The 16,633-nt window shown below is 60.6% G+C and carries 15 protein-coding genes; 13 read left to right on the top strand and 2 right to left on the bottom strand.

Annotated elements, in window-relative coordinates; all coding sequences use genetic code 11:
- Positions 1–75: 75 nt before the first annotated feature.
- Positions 76–2,196: a SulP family inorganic anion transporter gene (locus BMZ24_RS03300; RefSeq protein WP_092189216.1), complete on the top strand. Its 2,121-nt coding sequence runs from the start codon at positions 76–78 to the stop codon at positions 2,194–2,196.
- Positions 2,197–2,261: 65 nt separating this feature from the next.
- Here BMZ24_RS03300 and BMZ24_RS03295 read toward each other — a convergent pair whose 3' ends face one another.
- Both BMZ24_RS03295 and BMZ24_RS03290 read right to left on the bottom strand, forming a co-directional pair.
- Positions 2,262–4,436, bottom strand: a complete 2,175-nt coding sequence (locus BMZ24_RS03295) for an ATP-dependent helicase (RefSeq protein WP_092189214.1) — start codon at positions 4,434–4,436, stop codon at positions 2,262–2,264.
- 7 nt (positions 4,437–4,443) lie between these two features.
- The gene (locus BMZ24_RS03290; RefSeq protein WP_092189212.1) at positions 4,444–5,748 is read right to left on the bottom strand and encodes an alkaline phosphatase family protein; all 1,305 of its coding nucleotides are present in this window, start codon (positions 5,746–5,748) and stop codon (positions 4,444–4,446) included.
- A gap of 211 nt (positions 5,749–5,959) precedes the next feature.
- Here BMZ24_RS03290 and tpx point away from each other — a divergent pair, with 211 nt between their 5' ends.
- From tpx to BMZ24_RS03230, 12 genes are all read left to right on the top strand, one after another.
- The gene (gene tpx / locus BMZ24_RS03285) at positions 5,960–6,472 is read left to right on the top strand and encodes a thiol peroxidase (RefSeq protein WP_092189210.1); all 513 of its coding nucleotides are present in this window, start codon (positions 5,960–5,962) and stop codon (positions 6,470–6,472) included.
- 29 nt (positions 6,473–6,501) lie between these two features.
- On the top strand, positions 6,502–7,008 hold the full coding sequence (locus BMZ24_RS03280; RefSeq protein WP_092189208.1) for a ferritin: 507 nt from the start codon (positions 6,502–6,504) through the stop codon (positions 7,006–7,008).
- 185 nt (positions 7,009–7,193) lie between these two features.
- A complete protein-coding gene (locus tag BMZ24_RS03275; protein ID WP_092189206.1) occupies positions 7,194–7,703 on the top strand; it encodes a DUF2062 domain-containing protein in 510 nt (169 codons plus the stop codon).
- Positions 7,696–8,493: a 16S rRNA (adenine(1518)-N(6)/adenine(1519)-N(6))-dimethyltransferase RsmA gene (rsmA, locus tag BMZ24_RS03270; RefSeq protein ID WP_244150271.1), complete on the top strand. Its 798-nt coding sequence runs from the start codon at positions 7,696–7,698 to the stop codon at positions 8,491–8,493. Before BMZ24_RS03275 ends, rsmA begins: the two co-directional genes overlap by 8 nt.
- Before the next feature lie 295 nt (positions 8,494–8,788).
- Positions 8,789–9,061 (top strand): HU family DNA-binding protein, encoded by a 273-nt coding sequence (locus BMZ24_RS03265; protein ID WP_015774631.1) that lies wholly within the window; start codon positions 8,789–8,791, stop codon positions 9,059–9,061.
- An 18-nt stretch (positions 9,062–9,079) separates the two neighbouring features.
- The gene (locus BMZ24_RS19870) at positions 9,080–9,253 is read left to right on the top strand and encodes a hypothetical protein (RefSeq protein WP_015774630.1); all 174 of its coding nucleotides are present in this window, start codon (positions 9,080–9,082) and stop codon (positions 9,251–9,253) included.
- Positions 9,254–9,407: 154 nt separating this feature from the next.
- The gene (gene rpsU, locus BMZ24_RS03255; protein WP_092189550.1) at positions 9,408–9,608 is read left to right on the top strand and encodes a 30S ribosomal protein S21; all 201 of its coding nucleotides are present in this window, start codon (positions 9,408–9,410) and stop codon (positions 9,606–9,608) included.
- Positions 9,608–10,054: a GatB/YqeY domain-containing protein gene (locus BMZ24_RS03250; protein WP_092189202.1), complete on the top strand. Its 447-nt coding sequence runs from the start codon at positions 9,608–9,610 to the stop codon at positions 10,052–10,054. Before rpsU ends, BMZ24_RS03250 begins: the two co-directional genes overlap by 1 nt.
- A gap of 4 nt (positions 10,055–10,058) precedes the next feature.
- Complete coding sequence (locus tag BMZ24_RS03245) at positions 10,059–12,356, top strand: endonuclease MutS2 (RefSeq protein WP_092189200.1); 2,298 nt, start codon at positions 10,059–10,061, stop codon at positions 12,354–12,356.
- 19 nt (positions 12,357–12,375) lie between these two features.
- The gene (dnaG, locus tag BMZ24_RS03240; RefSeq protein ID WP_092189198.1) at positions 12,376–14,079 is read left to right on the top strand and encodes a DNA primase; all 1,704 of its coding nucleotides are present in this window, start codon (positions 12,376–12,378) and stop codon (positions 14,077–14,079) included.
- A 55-nt stretch (positions 14,080–14,134) separates the two neighbouring features.
- Complete coding sequence (gene rpoD / locus BMZ24_RS03235; RefSeq protein WP_092189196.1) at positions 14,135–15,901, top strand: RNA polymerase sigma factor RpoD; 1,767 nt, start codon at positions 14,135–14,137, stop codon at positions 15,899–15,901.
- Positions 15,891–16,613 (top strand): thermonuclease family protein, encoded by a 723-nt coding sequence (locus BMZ24_RS03230; RefSeq protein ID WP_092189194.1) that lies wholly within the window; start codon positions 15,891–15,893, stop codon positions 16,611–16,613. The genes rpoD and BMZ24_RS03230 overlap by 11 nt, the downstream gene beginning before the upstream one ends.
- Positions 16,614–16,633: the final 20 nt, after the last annotated feature.

Below are 16,633 nucleotides of genomic sequence, written 5' to 3'. Positions count from 1 at the left end.
TCCCATCTCACCATTTTGGAACAGCCTGGGCGTTGTAATTTTTGAACATCGAATCATCTGACAAGGAATGGTCTCATGTCGGTCAGGCTTTTGCGATTCTTTCCCTTTCTCGCTTGGTTTCCGTTCAGCGCGCTGGTCGTGCGGGCCGATCTGATGGCCGGGATCACCGGCGCGCTGGTGCTTGTCCCCAAGGCCATGGCCTATGCCCAGCTCTCGGGCCTGCCGTTGTATTTCGGCCTGTACACCGCTTTCGTGCCGGCCATCATAGGGGCCCTGTGGGGATCGTCCAGGCAGCTGGCCACGGGGCCGGTGGCCATCGTTTCGCTCATGACCGCCGCTGCCGTGACTCCGCTTGCGGTCTCGAACACGCCTGAATACATCGGTTTCGCCCTGCTTCTGACCCTGCTGGTGGGTCTCGTGCAATTTCTTTTGGGTGTGATCAAACTCGGCACCATCGTCAATTTCGTGTCCCATCCGGTCATCCTCGGATTCATGAACGCGGCCGCCATCATCATCGGCCTGTCCCAGCTGGACCTGCTGCTGGGCATCCCCAAGGGCCGCAGCGACTTTTTTCTGGGGGATGTCTGGGAAATGCTCCGGCTGCTCCCGCAGACCCATTTGCCGACTCTGGGGATGACCTTCTTCGGGCTGGCCCTCATTCTCGTCATCAAGAGGATTCCGGCCCTGTCCAAGGCCAGCGTTCTCGTCGCGGTGGTCATCACCATAGTGGTCAGCGCCGCCATCGGTTACGACCAGCGCGGTACCGCCGTGCTCGACGACCTGGCAACCCCTCGGGCCCGGGATCTCGTGATCCAGTATGAAGAAAATCTGCGACGGATGGAACATCTGGGCGGCGAGGTGGCCGAGCTTTCCGCGCGGCAGCGGCGGGCGGAAAAGGACGGCTCCGTGTGGGTGGCCGCCGGACTGCGCCACCAGACCGAGCTCGCGCGGTTGGACATGCACTCCCTGGAGCGGCGGCACAACGAGCTTCTGCGCGGCGTGCGGCAACTGCGCTTCGTGCGCCCTGAAGGCGAGGAGACTGGCCGTCTCTACCTGCTTGGCGACTCCCCGGAGGGCATGCCGACCGATGACCGCGCCTGGCACATCAAGAGCGTCGATCATGGCGTCATGAAGCTGGTCGGAGGCGGGGATGTCGTCGGGCCGGTCCCGGCGGGGCTGCCGGCCCTGACCATCCCGACGCTCAGCCTCGATGCCGTGATGCAATTGCTGCCCTCGGCCCTGATCATCGCCCTGGTCGCCTTCATGGAGTCCATCTCCATGGCCAAGGCCCTGGCCAGCAAGGCGCGGCAGCATGTCGATCCCAATCAGGAACTCATAGGTCAGGGGCTGGCCAATATCGGCGGGTCTTTTTTTCAGGCCTATCCGGCCTGCGGATCCTTCACCGGCTCGGCCATCAACATGCAGGCCGGGGCAAAAACAGGGCTGGCCATGGTCTTCAACGGCTTCTTCGTGGCCGTGACCCTGCTGTTCTTTACGCCCCTGCTCCACCACTTGCCCAAGGCCGTGCTGGCCGTGATCATTGTCATGGCAGTCACCAGCCTGGTCACGCCCCACGCCTTCATGCACACGTGGAAGGCCAACAGGGGAGACGGCGTCGTCGCCCTGGTGACCTTCGCCGTGACGCTGCTCGCAGCGCCGCATCTGGACAAGGGCATCATGACCGGGGCGGCCCTGTCCATCGGCCTCTACCTCTATCGCACCATGGCCCCGCGTGTGGCGGTGCTCGGGCGCTATGCCGACGGAACCCTGCGGGACGTGAGCGTACACAAGGCCCTGGCGACCTCGACCCTGGTCACGGTCATGCGCTTCGACGGCTCGCTGTATTTCGCCAATGTGACGTATTTCGAAGACATGGTGCTGGGGGCTGTGGCCGAGCACAAGGACGCGAAATTTCTGCTCGTGGTCGGGGATGCCATCAATTCCATGGATTCATCGGGCGAGGAGATGCTGCAGAATCTGGTGGGGCAGCTGCGCGAGACCGGCGTGCAGATCGTCTTTTCGGGGCTCAAGAAGCAGGTGCTCGACGTGATGCGGGCCACCGGACTTTATGAGCGTATCGGGGACGAAAATATCTTCGCCACGGAATGTCAGGCCCTCAAGGCCATCTTCGCCCGGCTGGGGCAGGAAGTGGAGGACGACGCGCTTTTCGCTCACGTCAAGGTCATGGTCTGCTGACGGGCGCTTGAAAATTCCGGCCATGAAATGAAAGCGGGGCGTGTTCGGCAAACGCGCCCCGTTTTCTATTCCAGTTCCACGAAATCCTCGATGATGAGCTTGAGTCCGAATCCGGGGAAGTTGATCTTGTATTTGTTCGGCTCCACGCGCTGGACGACCTTGCCGCGGCCGAAGATCTTGTGCCGGCAGTAGGTGCCCTGCACCGGGGTCTGGGTGCTGGATGCGGGTCTTGGCGCCGGGGTCGCGAAGTCTTCGCCCGGGCCGGGGCGGGAGCTCTGGGAAGACGTGCCTTCCGGTGCGCGGCGCGGCGTGGGCAGGGTCTGGAGGCCAACGCCTCCCGTGAACTGTTCGCGATACCGGGACAGCAGGTGAGAGGGAATATCCTGCAGAAAGGGGCTGACCCGAGCCGGAGTGGTGGCTGCAAGCTCCCGGCTGTAGAGGGTTTCGGGGGAAAAGAGGGTCAGGCTGTCGCGGGCGCGGGTGCAGGCCACGTACAGGAGGCGGCGCTCCTCCTCGAAGTCGTCGTTGTCGTTCATGGCGTGGCGCGAAGGGAAGCGGTCCTCGACCAGGTCGATGACCAGCACCGCGTCCCATTCCAGCCCCTTGGCCGAATGGACCGTGGACAAGGTCACGGCCTGGCCCCGGTCTTCCTCCGCGTCGGGGCTGTCAAGGCTCAGGTCGCCCAGGAAAGATGGGATGTCGTCGTAGCTCAAGGAGATCTGGGTCAGCTCTTCGAGCCCTGCCTCGCGGCGCGGGTAGTCGTCGGGGAATTTTTCGCGCAGGACCGGCTGATAGTATTCGAGCACGAAGGTGATGGCCGTGGAAGGTCGCATGACCTGGGTGCGCAGGGTGTCGAGCACGCGCAGCAGATCGTCGAGGGCTGGGCGCTTGGCGCGCTGGGCTTTGATGAAGGCTTGATCGTTGATCATGGCCGCATGATGGATTTTTTGCGCGCTCTTGGGGCCGATGCCGGGCACATTGCCGAGGATGCGTTGCCAGGCAGGAAGATCCGAGGTGTTCTGGCTGAGTCTCAGGCAGGCCAGGACGTCCTTGATGTGCGCGGCATCGGAGAATTTTATTCCCCCGTATTTGCGAAACCCGAGCCCGATCTTGTTCAGCTCCACTTCCACATGGTACGATTGATACCCCGCCCGGAAGAGAATGGCGATCTGGTCGAGGGGGTAGGTGCGCGAGAGTTCCGTCACCTTGGCCGTGACCAGGCGGGCCTGGCTGCGGTCCGAAAAGGGCAGGACGTGTTCGGGCAGGCGGGAGTCGGTGCGTTCGGAGAAGAGGCGTTTGGCGAACTTGTCGCGAAAGCCGTCCAGGATGGCGTTGGTCAGTTCCAGGATGGGCTGGGTGGAGCGGTAGTTCTGCTCCAGCTTGATGACGCGGGTGCCCTGGAATATCTTGGGAAAATCCAGGATGTTGCGCACGTTGGCGCCGCGAAAGGCATAGATTGACTGCGCGTCGTCGCCCACGGCCATGACGTTGGGGCTGGTGTCGCCGGGCTTGGTCAAAAGGCGCACCAGCCGCGCCTGCACGAGGTTGGTGTCCTGGTATTCGTCGACCATGATGTGGGAGATGGACGAGGTCACCGCTTCGCGGACGTGCGGGTGCTCGGTCAGCAGGCGCTCCAGCAGAAAGAGCAGGTCGTCGTAGTCCAGCAGGCCGCATTCGCGCTTGATGCGCTCGTACTCTTCGAGGAGGCGGGTCAGGTCGTCCTCGTAGGGGCCGAGATGATAGGCCTCCTGGCGCAGCACCTGTTCGAGGGTAAGTTCCTTGTTGCGGCTCTTGCTGTAAAGTCCGAGCACGGTGGCCCGCTTGGGAAATTTGCGGTCGCCCTTGCCGATCTTCAGGCGATCCTTGGCCTGGCTCAGTATCTCCTCGCCGTCGGAACGGTCCATGACCGTGGCCCCGCGCTCGAAGCCGAGCAGTCCTGCGTGCTGCTTGAGCAGGGAGTAGGCGAAGCCGTGGAAGGTGCCGCCGCGCACGTTTCCGAGCCCCTGGTGGCCAAGGAGTCCTTCCGCGCGGTGCAGCATCTCCGAGGAGGCCTTGCGGGTGAAGGTCAGGAGCAGGATTTCGGCCGGGGACACGCCGGACTCGACCAGCCGGGCCAGGCGGTAGACAATGGTGCGGGTCTTGCCCGAGCCGGCTCCGGCGATGACTAGGATCGGTCCGTCAAGGGTGGTCGCGGCTTCGTATTGGGCGGGATTCAAGTCGTTTTGATAGTCGATGTGCATGATTGTTTCAGGCCCCACGGGTGGCGGCGGGAATGTCGAAGTGGTCCAGAATCGTCTGGCCGACCTCTGTCGGTGTGCGGGCCGAGGAGCCCATGGAATCGTAAAAAAATACGTCGTCCGCCGTGTGCATGCCCTGGCGGCCGAAATGGCCAAACATGCCGGTGCGGCCGAACTTGCCCTTCAGATCGAACCCGGGCTCCGGGACCAGTACCAGATCCGGGGCAAGATGGGCCTTTGAGCCATGATGGATGTCCCGGCCAAGGTGCACGTGGCGGATGATCTTGCGGCCGTTGTAGGTCAGGCCGGACAGGGCGCGGATGAGGTCCCGGCCGAGCTGGTCCGCCTCGGCGGCGGAGAGGGTGCCGCGCGCGAAACGCTCCTTAGTGTGCAGGTAGATGCGCCCCGGGTCAAGGGCAAAGGCCCGCGTGGCCGGGCCCATGGCCTGCGTGTCCCATTCGGTGGCGGGCTGGCGGGAGAGGTGCAAGAGCCCCTGGTCGCGTAGCCACACGTTGAGATCCACCTCCTGGGTGAGGGTCGTGAAGCCGTGGTCGGCCATGATCAGCAGACGCTTGGGGCCGGGCAGGTCATGATAGCGCTCGAAGAATTTTCCGATGAGGCGGTCCCAGGCGGCCATGAAGCGCAAGGCCTCGGAGCGCCACGGATGGTAGGGCTCGACCAGCGCGGGAAAGAGAAAATGGCCGAGGCGATCGGTCTCCGTGAGCACGAAGAAGAAGAGATCCCAGGCCAGATCCGGCCACATCAGATCCAGGGCGCGCTCCCGGCAGGCCAGGCTGCGGTGCAGGTCTTCGAGCAGAAAGCCCGGGTCCGTGGACCCGCGCACGGTGTCGGCCTCGATGGTGTATTCGTGGTCGGCCAGGATGCCCGCCAGGGCCGGGGGATGCACGGACGTGCGCAGGTCCTGGGCGGGGAATCCGGCCACGAGCATGGCCCGCATGGGGCGCACCGGAGCCAGATTGGGCATATTCACGGCCTTGGCAAAGAGGCCTTTGTCCGCCAGTCGCTCGAAGATCGTGGCTCCGTGGACATGGGTGAAGTCCGTGAACTGAAGCTCATAGCTTTGCGGGTCCATGCGCGTGAATCCGAAGACTCCGTGTTCACCTGGGTTTGCGGCGGTGAAGAGGCTGGTCCAGTTCACGGGCGAGAGTTCGGGCAGTTCGGCCCGGATGGCCCGGCACCCGGGAGATCCCGCGACGGCGGCGAGGCTCGGGAGCAGACCCTGGGCGCAGAGATTTTGGGCCAGAGACCAGGGCAGGCCGTCCAGGCCGAGAAAAACCAGTCGGGATGCGTGCATGGGAGGCGGTGTAGCAGGGGCGGGGGCGGTTGGCCAGAGGACGGGGCGCGGCGTTTTGAGGCGAAAACACATCTTCCGGACCGAAAATGCACTCTTCCCCCTTGCGCGAATGGATGCAAACATTAGATTGCAAACTGCTACCGATAAACCGGCCGGATCGGTTTCGCCGTGGCGAGTCGCGGCACCGAGGCCTCAAACAATGGAGTTCACGATGAAAAGAGATAACGTAGTGACGATGAAGGCGAATCCCCTGACCCTGCTCGGCCCGGAGATCATTCCCGGCATGGACGCTCCCGATTTCACCGTGGTCAACAATGATCTTGGCCCGGTGTCCCTTTCCGATTTCAAGGGCAAGGTAGTGGTGATTTCCGCCGTGCCGTCATTGGACACTCCGGTCTGCGACATGGAAACTCGGCGCTTCAATCAGGAAGCCCAGAATCTTGGCGACAAGGTCAAGATCCTGACCGTGAGCATGGATCTGCCCTTTGCCCAGAAACGCTGGTGCGGCAACGCGGGCGTCGAGAATGTGCAGACCGTTTCCGACTATCAGACCGCGTCCTTTGGCCAGGCGTACGGCGTGCTCATCGACGGACTGCGTCTGCTGGCGCGGGCGATCTTCGTGGTCGATGCAGGCGGCAAGGTGGCCTACGTGCAGGTCGTGCCCGAACTGACGAACGAACCCGACTATGCGGCGGTGCTTGAAGCGGTCAAGAAGCTGATTTAATTTCAAACAGTCCTCAAGGAGAGTTCCCGATGATTAGTGCCAATATGGAAAAAGCGCTCAACGATCAGATCAACGCGGAAATGTTTTCCGCCTATCTCTACCTGGCCATGGTGGCCTACTTCAAGGACAGGAATCTGGGCGGCTTCGCCAACTGGATGACGGTTCAGAATCAGGAGGAGACCTTCCACGCCATGAAGTTCTTCAACTATCTGAGCGAGCGTGGCGGCCGGGTCACCCTGGAGGCCATCGAGAAGCCCCAGTTCGAGTGGGAGAGCCCCCTGGCGGCCATGGAAGCCGCACGCCAGCACGAGGCCTACATCACGGGCCGCATCAACGACCTGATGAACCTGGCCATCGAGGAAAAGGACCATGCCACGGCCAGCTTTCTGGGCTGGTTCGTGGAAGAGCAGGTCGAGGAAGAGGACAGCGTAAACGAGGTCGTGCAGAAGCTGCGCCTTCTTGGAACCGACGGCGGAGGGCTGTTCATGATGGACAGGGATATGGCCACGCGGGTGTTCACTCCTCCGGTGGCATGATGTGCGGGGCAGGCGTGTCGTCCTGCCCCTCTTCTTTTGCGGACCCGCCGGAGCTTGGCGCGGCGCGGATTGAAATGAATTGACAATCCGTACGACAGGGCAATACATCGACGGCGAAGGTTACTTGCATATGCCGAAAACCAAGGCAGGTTGGATGTTCCAACTGCCTTTTTTTATGTGGATTCATGGAAAAAATCTGGGTCAAGATCGCTCGTCTGAGCCGCTACACCTACCTGCGCGTCGTGCGCATCAAGGCCCCTGCCGAGTCCATCGCTCTGGGGATGGCCTTGGGCGTGTTCGCCGGCGCATTGCCTTTTCTGTCCTTGCAGATGGCCATAGCCGTGGCCCTGGCCTTTGTCCTGCGCGGCAACGTCATCGCCGCGGCTCTTGGCACCTGGTGGAGCAATCCCTTCAACTGGGCCCTGATTTTTCCCCTGCTGTACATGCTGGGCAAGGTTTTCGTTCCGGTGGAAGTTGCACATCTGAGCATCCACGAGTTCGTGAACCTTCCGCTCCTGGAGCTTTTGCAGCGCAGCTGGAAGTGGCTGCTCATCACCACTCTGGGCGGATTCATCGCCGGCATTCCGCTGGCCATTGTCACGTACTTCATCACGCTTCGCGCCGTGCTCATCTATCATGACCGTCGTGCCAAGCGACGGCTCGAACGACAGCGCCGGATGCCGCGCCGTGGATAGATCATCCTTTTTCGCCCCCAAGCGTTCCCTTGGGCAGAATTTTCTGTCCGATCCCAACATCTGCAGGCGCATTGTCGCCAGCCTTGAGCTTGCGCCCGGAGATCCGGTGCTCGAGATCGGCCCGGGCAGAGGCGCCTTGACCCGCATCCTGGCCGGGCACGACGGCCCGGTCATGGCTCTTGAAAAGGACACGGAACTGGTGAACTGGATCAAGTCGGAATTCCCCACCGTGGGCGTGGTGCATGCCGACGGGCTGGATTTCTGCTGGGAAGCAACGCGGCGCCTGCCCGGCCTGTCCCTGATCGGAAACCTGCCCTACAATGTGGCCTCGCCCATGATATGGGAGATGGTTAGCCGGTGCCGATCTTTCAGGAGCATGCTTTTCATGGTTCAAAAGGAGGTGGCCCTGCGGCTTACGGCCAGGGAAGGGAGCCGGACCTACGGGGCGCTCTCGGCATGGGTCGGAAATTTCGTGCGTGGCGAATATGTGTTCACGGTTCCGCCCCATGTTTTTCGTCCGCAGCCCAAGGTCGACTCGGCCATTGTACGTTTTCTGCCCCGGCCCGATCCGGCCTGGGATGACGCCGCCGCCCTGTCCTGGACAGTGAAGATCCTGTTTCAGCAGCGTCGCAAGCAGCTGGGTACCATTCTCAAGGCCCACTGGTCCGGGGCGGTCGAGGCATGGTGCGCGGAACTGGGCGTTGACAGGCGAATTCGTCCCGAGGAATTGAGCCCAGAAGCGTTGCGCTCCCTGTCCCGGGTTCTTGCCCCCCAAAAAAAGGAGGGCTAGATGCCCAAAACGCCCGTCTGGGAAGGGTTTGCCGGAGTTTTTTTGAAAATAAGCTTGACTTTGCAAGTGAAATTCTGTTTGCCTGCCGACTGAGCGTTTGCGCCGGAAAGGGCGGTGGGCTAAGTGCTGAAGCCCTATGGACATGTTTCTTTCCTTCCAGTAGGAAGTGTCGCAGCCGTGTCCGGAAAATTTCAAGATCAGGCTGAATGTGCCAAGTGTTGACGGTTGTGAGCCCATGAGACTTCTGGAGAGTTTCACGCACCCGTTGGTAATTTACTGCAAAGGAGGAAGACTGATGACGAAAGCTGAATTGGTTGCAAAGATGGCGGAGAAGGCTGGATTGACCAAAGCGAATGCCGAGCGCGCGCTGACCGAATTTCTGAAGGCCGTCCAGGAAACCCTGGTGACCGAAAAGAAGATGACCCTCACCGGCTTTGGAACGTTCGTGGTTGAAGAGCGTCAGGCTCGCACCGGACGTAACCCCCGCACCGGCGAAGAACTGAAGATTCCTGCTTGCAAGGTTGTCAAGTTCCGGCCCGGCAAGGAACTCAAAGACGCAATCAAGTAATTACCGCGAGGGGGACCTATGCTGCATGGGGAAACTGTTCAAAGCCCACTGCCTCAGGATTTGCCCTGGTGGCAGCCTGATCATGCCATTTTTTTCGGAGTGCTCTACGCTGTGCTTTTCATCATAGGCAGCGGAGTCGGCGTGGTTATCCTGAAGTCTCTGGCCGAGACCGTTAAGGAAAAGATTTCCTAGCCTGATTTTCATGATGCTTTGAAAAGGGGTTGCATGAGCGCCCCTTTTTTTTGTTCCTTTTTTTCTTGCCATGCCTTGAAGGTTTGCATAAAAGACGAAGTTTCCTGATCGCCGACAGGTGGCAGGACCAGATCGAGAACGGGAGGTGATCCGTTTGCCAGGTGTATACATGGGTGACAGCGATACTTTTGACTACTCCCTGCGTAAGTTCAAGAAGCAGGTAGAGAAGGCCGGTATCCTTTCCGAGTTGAAAAAGCGTCAGCATTTCGAAAAACCCAGCATCCAGAAGAAGAAGAAGGAAGCTGCGGCCAAGAAAAGACTGCTGAAGAAGATCCGTAAAATGCAGGTGATGTAATGAGTCTTTCTGAACGCCTTGAAAAGGACTATTTGACCGCTTTCAAGGCCAAAAAGACTGACGAGGTGGCTGTCTTGAGAATGCTCAAGGCAGCCGTCAAAAACAAGCAGGTCGATCTCCGTCGTGAGTTGACCGATAGCGAGATCCTGGATGTCGTGGCCAAGCAGGTCAAGCAACGCCAGGAATCCATTGACCAGTTCCGGGCCGCAGGCCGGATCGATCTTGCTGAAATCGAGGAGCGCGAGCACCTCATTTTGCGCGCCTACCTCCCCACGGCCCTTTCTCCCCAAGAGTTGGAAGAGGCTGTGGCCATGACCATCCAAACCCTCGGTGCTTCCGGTATGAAAGACATGGGCAAGGTCATGAACGCCATTTTGGGCGAACATGCCGGCCGTGTCGACGGAAAGGAACTCAGCGCGCTGGTGCGCGCCAAGCTTTCGTCGTAATCCTATGGATTCAAGAACATTGCAGCTGCTGGAATACCCAAAGGTCCTGCAGCATCTTTCGCACTTCGCGGTCAGTGAGGCGGGCAGGGATGCCTGCCTTTCGCTTTTGCCCGAAACCGATCCCTTGCGCATCGCCGAGCGTTCGGCCCTGGTGCGGGAGGCCATCCATTTTTGCGCCTGCAAGGATGTGCGCCTGTCAGCCTTTCCCGACGTGGCCGGTGTTTTCGCGTATCTGAAGAACCCCCTGGCCTTTCTCGACGTGGATGGACTGATCGGACTCTGGGAGATGCTGAAGGTGGCCGCGTCTCTTGTGGAGCGTCTCGGCGCCGCCAATGCGGGTCGCTATCCCGGCCTGGCTGCCCTGGCTGCGGGGTTGACTCTGCCTCCAAAGACCTGGTCCGGCCTGTCGCGCTGCCTCGCCCCTGATGGGACGATTCGGGACGAAGCATCGCCCGAACTCTATTCCGTGCGTCAGGAAATCCGCCGCGTGCACCAGATGTGTACGCGCAAGGTGCAGGATTTCTTTCAGAACAAGGATCTGCAGTTCATCCTGCAGGATGAATTTTTGACCATCTCCTCGGATCGCTATGTCCTGGCCCTCAAGAACAATTTCAAGGGGCGCCTGAAGGGCATCGTGCATGACTATTCCCAGACCGGGGAGACCTGTTATTTCGAGCCGCTCTTTCTGGTCGAACTCAACAATGACCTGCAGGAATACAAGCAGGAGGAGCGCGCCGAAGAGCAGAAGGTTCTGCGCTTTTTAAGCGAGCTTGTCCGCACGGAGCAGGCAGCCATCGAGCGTACTTTCGACGAGCTCATACGCTTTGACCAGTTGTTGGCCATTTGCCATTTTGCCCGCCACACCGATGGCCATGTCGTGGATATCGCCCCCGACGCGCCGCTGGCTCTGGCCCAGGCACGGCACCCGCTCCTGGTCTTCGGACAGGATAATGTCGTGCCCGTGGATCTTGAGTTGCAAGAGGGCCAGCGCGTGCTCATCATCACGGGCGGCAACGCAGGCGGCAAGACGGTGTGCCTGAAGACCCTCGGGTTGCTTGGCCTCATGGCCCATGCCGGGCTGCCCGTCACCGCCGCCGAGGGCAGCACCTTGCCGCTGTGGAACAATTTTGTCGTCTCCATGGGCGATGAGCAGTCCATTGAGCAGAGTCTGTCCACGTTCACGGCCCAGATCCGTCATTTCAGCGAGGTCTGGCCGAGAATCGACGAGCGCACTCTGGTCATTCTGGATGAATTCGGGGTCGGCACCGATCCAAGTCAGGGCGCGGCCCTGGCTCAGGCCGTGGTTGACGGACTGCTTGATCGCGGCGCCTGGGTCGGCGCGGCTACACATTTTCCCGCGCTGAAGGCCTACGGGCTTTCCAAGGACTGGGTTCGCGCTGCCTCGGTCATTTTTTCTCCGGATACCAGAAAGCCGCTCTTCAAGCTTGGCTACGATCAGGTTGGCGCTAGCCGCGCCCTCGATGTGGCCCGGGAGCAGGGGCTGCCCGAGTCCATTTTGGCGCGGGCCCAGGATTACCTGTATCTGGATGCTGGCGATGCCGAAGAGATTTTCGAGCGCCTCAATCGTTTGGCGGCGGCCAAGGAAGAGGAACTGGACAAGGCCCGGGCCCGTACCCGGGAGCTTGAGCTCAAGTTTGCCCGCAAGATGGAGAAGCTCGATCAGGAAAGAAGCCGCATGCAAAAGGAACTGCGCGAGGCTTCTCAGGAGATCATGCGCCAGTGGCGTGAAGGCCGTCTCGGCCGCAAGGAAGCCTTGAAAGAAGTCGCTCGGCTGCGCGACAGCGTGGCTCAAACGCCCCAAACTGACGAGACTGCCGATAAACTTTCCATCCAGGCCATTGCCCAAGGGCAGGTCCTGCTTTATCTGCCCTGGAACAAAACGGGTCTGGTGCGGGAAATCGACGGAAAGAAAGAGCGTGTTCGCCTTGATGTCGGCGGTGTTTCGCTTTGGGTGGGGCTGTCCGATGTGCGGATTTCGGCCAAGGACAATTCCGATGGCGGAAAGGTCGTGCTCAGAAGCGCGCCCGCCCCGGTGACTCCTCTGCGCCTCGACCTGCGGGGAATGAGAACCGACGAGGCCGAATCGGAGCTGTCCCGTTTTCTGGACAAGGCCCTGCTCGCCGGACGGACGGAAGTCGAAATCATACACGGGATGGGCACGGGCGCCATGCGCCGGGTGGTGCATGAGCACCTGAAACGATCCAGGGCCGTTGGCGATTTTCGTCTGGGCAATGCGGATGAGGGTGGTGACGGCGTGACCAAGGTGGCCTTGGCGGATTAATTTTTTTCATCGGAGCCGGATGAGCACGTTCGATCAAGGACTGATCGCCCAGATCAAGGCCCGCCTGCGCATCGAGGACGTGATCGGAAGACACGTTGAGCTCAGGCCGTCCGGCACCAGACTGGTCGCTCCATGTCCGTTCCACCAGGAAACCAAGCCGTCCTTTTCGGTCAATCCGGAAGGGGGCTTTTATTATTGTTTCGGATGCCAGGCTTCCGGCGACATCATCGAATTCTACCGCGCCATCAACGGCCTTGAATTTGGCGAAGCCGTCGAGGCGCTGGCGCGAGAGGCCGGCCTTGAGGTTCGCAAGCGTCCTGAATACAGGGCGCCGGGAGAGATTTCCCGCTCCGAGTGCCTTGATATGCATGCCTTGGCGGCGGTCTTTTACAAGGAGATGCTGGGCCGCGGACCGGGAAAAACCGCGCGCGAGTATATCGCGGGGCGCGGACTGACTCCGGAAATCGTGGACCGCTTCAGCCTGGGCTGGGCTCCGGCCGCATGGAACGAGCTGCGCGATCACCTGCGCGGACGCGGGTTTTCCGAGGTCCTCGCCGAAAAAGCGGGGCTGGTCAGCAAGTCGGCCAAGGGTTCCTATTACGACCGGTTTCGCGAGCGGCTCATTTTTCCGATCATGAACCTGTCGGCCCAGACCGTGGCCTTTGGCGGCCGCAGCCTGGTGGACGGCGACGGTCCGAAATACCTGAATTCGAGCGAGACGCCCATCTACACCAAGGGTGAGCATCTCTACGGCCTGTTTCAGGCCCGGCGTGCCATGTCCCACTCCAAGAGCGTGCTTCTGACCGAGGGGTACGTGGACGTGTTGAGCCTGCATCAGTTCGGCTTCGAAAACAGTTGCGGGGTGCTGGGCACGGCGCTCACTCCAGAACAGGTGCATCGTCTTTCAGGTTTGGTCGGCCAGGTCGATCTTGTTTTTGATGGAGACAAAGCGGGCCGCAAGGCAGCCTTGCGCAGCGCGGAAATGATCCTGTCGCAGGGCCTCAAATGCAGAGTGCTGTGCCTGCCGGATGGCGAAGACGTGGACTCCGTGCTGCAGAAGAACGGCCGGGAGAGCCTGCTGGAGCTTTCCGCCCAGGCCGCGGACGGACTCGATTACTGTCTGCGGCAGCTGTCCGCCAACCAGTCTCCCAAGGAAGTGCTTAACTGGGCCATCGGTTTCATGTCGCGGCTTGGAAAGCTGGACTGGAAGTCCTTTTATCTGCCCAAATTGGCTGCGGGACTCGGACTGTCGGAAACCGAATTGCGCCGCACGCTGGATGAAAAAGGCACGGGTGTCGCCGCGTCGGCGCCGGCAGGTCTGGAGCAGTGCAAGCCTTCCCAGCTCGACAGGAATCTGTTGGCCTTTGCCGTGCGTTTTCCCGAATATCATGGGCAGCTGCACGAGCTCGGGCTTGGCGAGGCCCTGGCCACGGAACGGGGCAAAATTTTCTGGAGCAAGATTTTCGGGGTCAGCCCGCATGAAGTCCTGAGCCGCATGGATCAGGGCGAGAAGCAGTTTTATGTTCAGTGCCAGATGCGAACCGACGTCACGGTTGATGACGGCCGGAGCGAATGGGACGAAGTCCGGGATTTTTTGCGTCAGACGGGCCAGCGCCGTGAGTTGGAGAGTCTCAACTTCGGGTTGCGCAAGGCCCGTCAGAGCGGCGATTTCCAGGAAGAGCTTCGCCTTTTGGCCTTGATCCAGGCCAAGACACAGTGCTGAGAAAGGATTTTCACGTCGGCGGACGAAAGGTTTTTATCAACTTTGGGGGGAACGGATGAGCAATATCAAGGATGTTCAGCAAATTCAGGCGCTTATTGCCGAAGGAAAGAAAAAGGGATTTCTGACCTTCGATGAACTCAACAAGGCCTTGCCTTCCGAAGTAAACACTCCGGAACAGATAGAAGAAATCATTGTCATTTTCGATCAGCTGGACATTGATATCGTCGATGAGAAGCTTAGTCGCGGGATCGAGATCGCCGAGGATGACGGCGAGGAACCCAAGGAAGAGGAAAAGCTGGAGCTGGCCGAAGACGAGGACGGCGCGGATTATTCCTCGCGCAGCAACGATCCGGTGCGCATGTATCTGCGCGAGATGGGTGCCGTGGGCCTTTTGGACCGTGACGGCGAGGTCTACATCGCCAAGAAGATAGAAGCCGGCGAACTCGAAGTCATGTACGCCCTGGTCGAGGTGCCCGTGGCCGTGGAAGAGCTGGTGCGCGTGGGCGAGGACCTGAAAAAAGGCCGCATGAAGCTTAAGGATGTCGTCAAGACCATCGAGGAGGACGACCCCTCCGAAGAGGAGATGAACCAGCGCGAGCGCGTCATCAAGCTGCTCGAAGACGTGAAGAACATCTACCGCAAGAAGAAGCCCCTCTACACCCGTCTCGATGAGTGCGCGACCCTCGACAAGCGTGTTTTCGGCATCCAGAAGAAGATCATGGACTACAAGGAAGGCGTCGTGCAGTGCCTGCGCGACATCAAGCTCGAGAAGACGCTCATCGACCGCATCATCGAGACCGTGGGCGATTATGTGCGCCAGATGCACAACTGCCGCCGCGACCTTTCGGCCTACATCCTGTCGCTGGGCAAATCCCAGGACGAGATTTTCGGCATCTTCAAGCAGCTCGACGCCCGCACCATCAATCCCGTGGCCGCCGCCGACCAGCTCGGCATGACCATGGAGGAGCTCTTCTCCTTCAAGGAAATGGTCAACGGCAAGATCGAGATCCTGGGCAAGCTGCAGGAAAACGCCATGCACGACGTGGAGCAGCTGGAAGAGATCCTGTGGCGCATCCGCAAGGGCAACACCGACGCCCTGGACGCCAAGCAGGAGCTCATCCGCGCCAATCTGCGCCTGGTCGTGTCCATAGCCAAGAAGTACACCAACCGCGGCCTGCAGTTCCTGGATCTCATCCAGGAAGGCAACATCGGCCTCATGAAGGCCGTGGACAAGTTCGAGTACCAGCGCGGCTACAAGTTCTCCACCTATGCCACGTGGTGGATTCGTCAGGCCATCACCCGCGCCATCGCGGACCAGGCCCGCACCATCCGCATCCCGGTGCACATGATCGAGACCATCAACAAGCTGGTGCGCACCTCGCGCTACCTGGTCCAGGAGCTGGGCCGCGACCCCTCTCCCGAGGAGATCGCCGAGCGGATGGATTACCCGCTGGAGAAGGTCAAGAAGGTCCTCAAGATCGCCAAGGAGCCCATTTCCCTGGAGACGCCCATCGGCGATGAAGAGGATTCGAGCCTGGGCGATTTCATCGAGGACAAAAAGGCCGTGGCCCCGGCCGACGAGGTGGTCAACACCAAGCTGGCCGAGCAGATCGCCCAAGTGCTCTCCGACCTGACCCCGCGCGAGGAGCAGGTCCTGCGCAAGCGCTTCGGCATCGGCGAGAAGAGCGACCATACCTTGGAAGAGGTCGGCAAGCTCTTCAACGTCACCCGTGAACGCATCCGCCAGATCGAGGCCAAGGCCCTGCGCAAGCTGCGCCACCCCGTGCGCAGCCAGCAGCTGCGCTCGTACTATGAGTCCTAGCCTGAACGTGATCTCAAATCCCAAGGCAACCTTCCGGGTTGCCTTCTTTTTTGGGCCGCTGCTTCAGGTGCTGGCCGTCGTCCTGGCGCTGGTGCTTTCTGCGCAGGGCGTTTCGGCCCAGACGTGGCGCGTCGGGGTTCAGGCGGTTCTGGACGGGGACACCTTGATTCTGGACGGAGGGGAGCGCCTGCGGCTGCGTGGCATCGACGCGCCGGAGATCTCGCGCGGGGACAAGCCCGGGCAGCATTACGGCAGTCAATCCCGGGACAGGCTTTTTTCCCTGGTTTCCGGCCAGATCCTTGATTTGGAAGAAAAGGAGCTCGGCAGGGACCGTCATGGACGATTGGTCGGAATCGCGCGGCTTGCGGACGGGCGGATGGTCAACCTGATCATGATTGAAGAAGGTGCGGCTTTCGTCTATCCTCACCCGTCGGACAAGGACAGGGCACTGACCGGTCGCCTGCTTGCCGCCCAGAACGCGGCCATGGAGCAGGGCAAGGGTTTTTGGCCCGCGATTCTCAGTGGCCCCGTCGCCAAGGCCGGCTATGTCGGCACGAAGAGCAGCAAGCGTTTTCATACATTGCCCTGCACGCAGGGACGCAAGGTCGGTGTCTCCAACCGGGTATATTTTTCCTCCTTGCGGGAAGCCTTCGCGGCCGGTTATGCACCGGCGCGGGAGTGCACTCCCTGGCCCGTGCAATCGGGCCGCTAGCCTACCAAAACCGGAGCGAT

This window comes from Desulfomicrobium norvegicum (assembly GCF_900114595.1).
GTDB lineage: Bacteria > Desulfobacterota > Desulfovibrionia > Desulfovibrionales > Desulfomicrobiaceae > Desulfomicrobium > Desulfomicrobium macestii.
The sequence above is the reverse complement of the archived record's forward strand: the minus strand, read 5'-3'. Positions and strand labels throughout refer to the sequence as shown.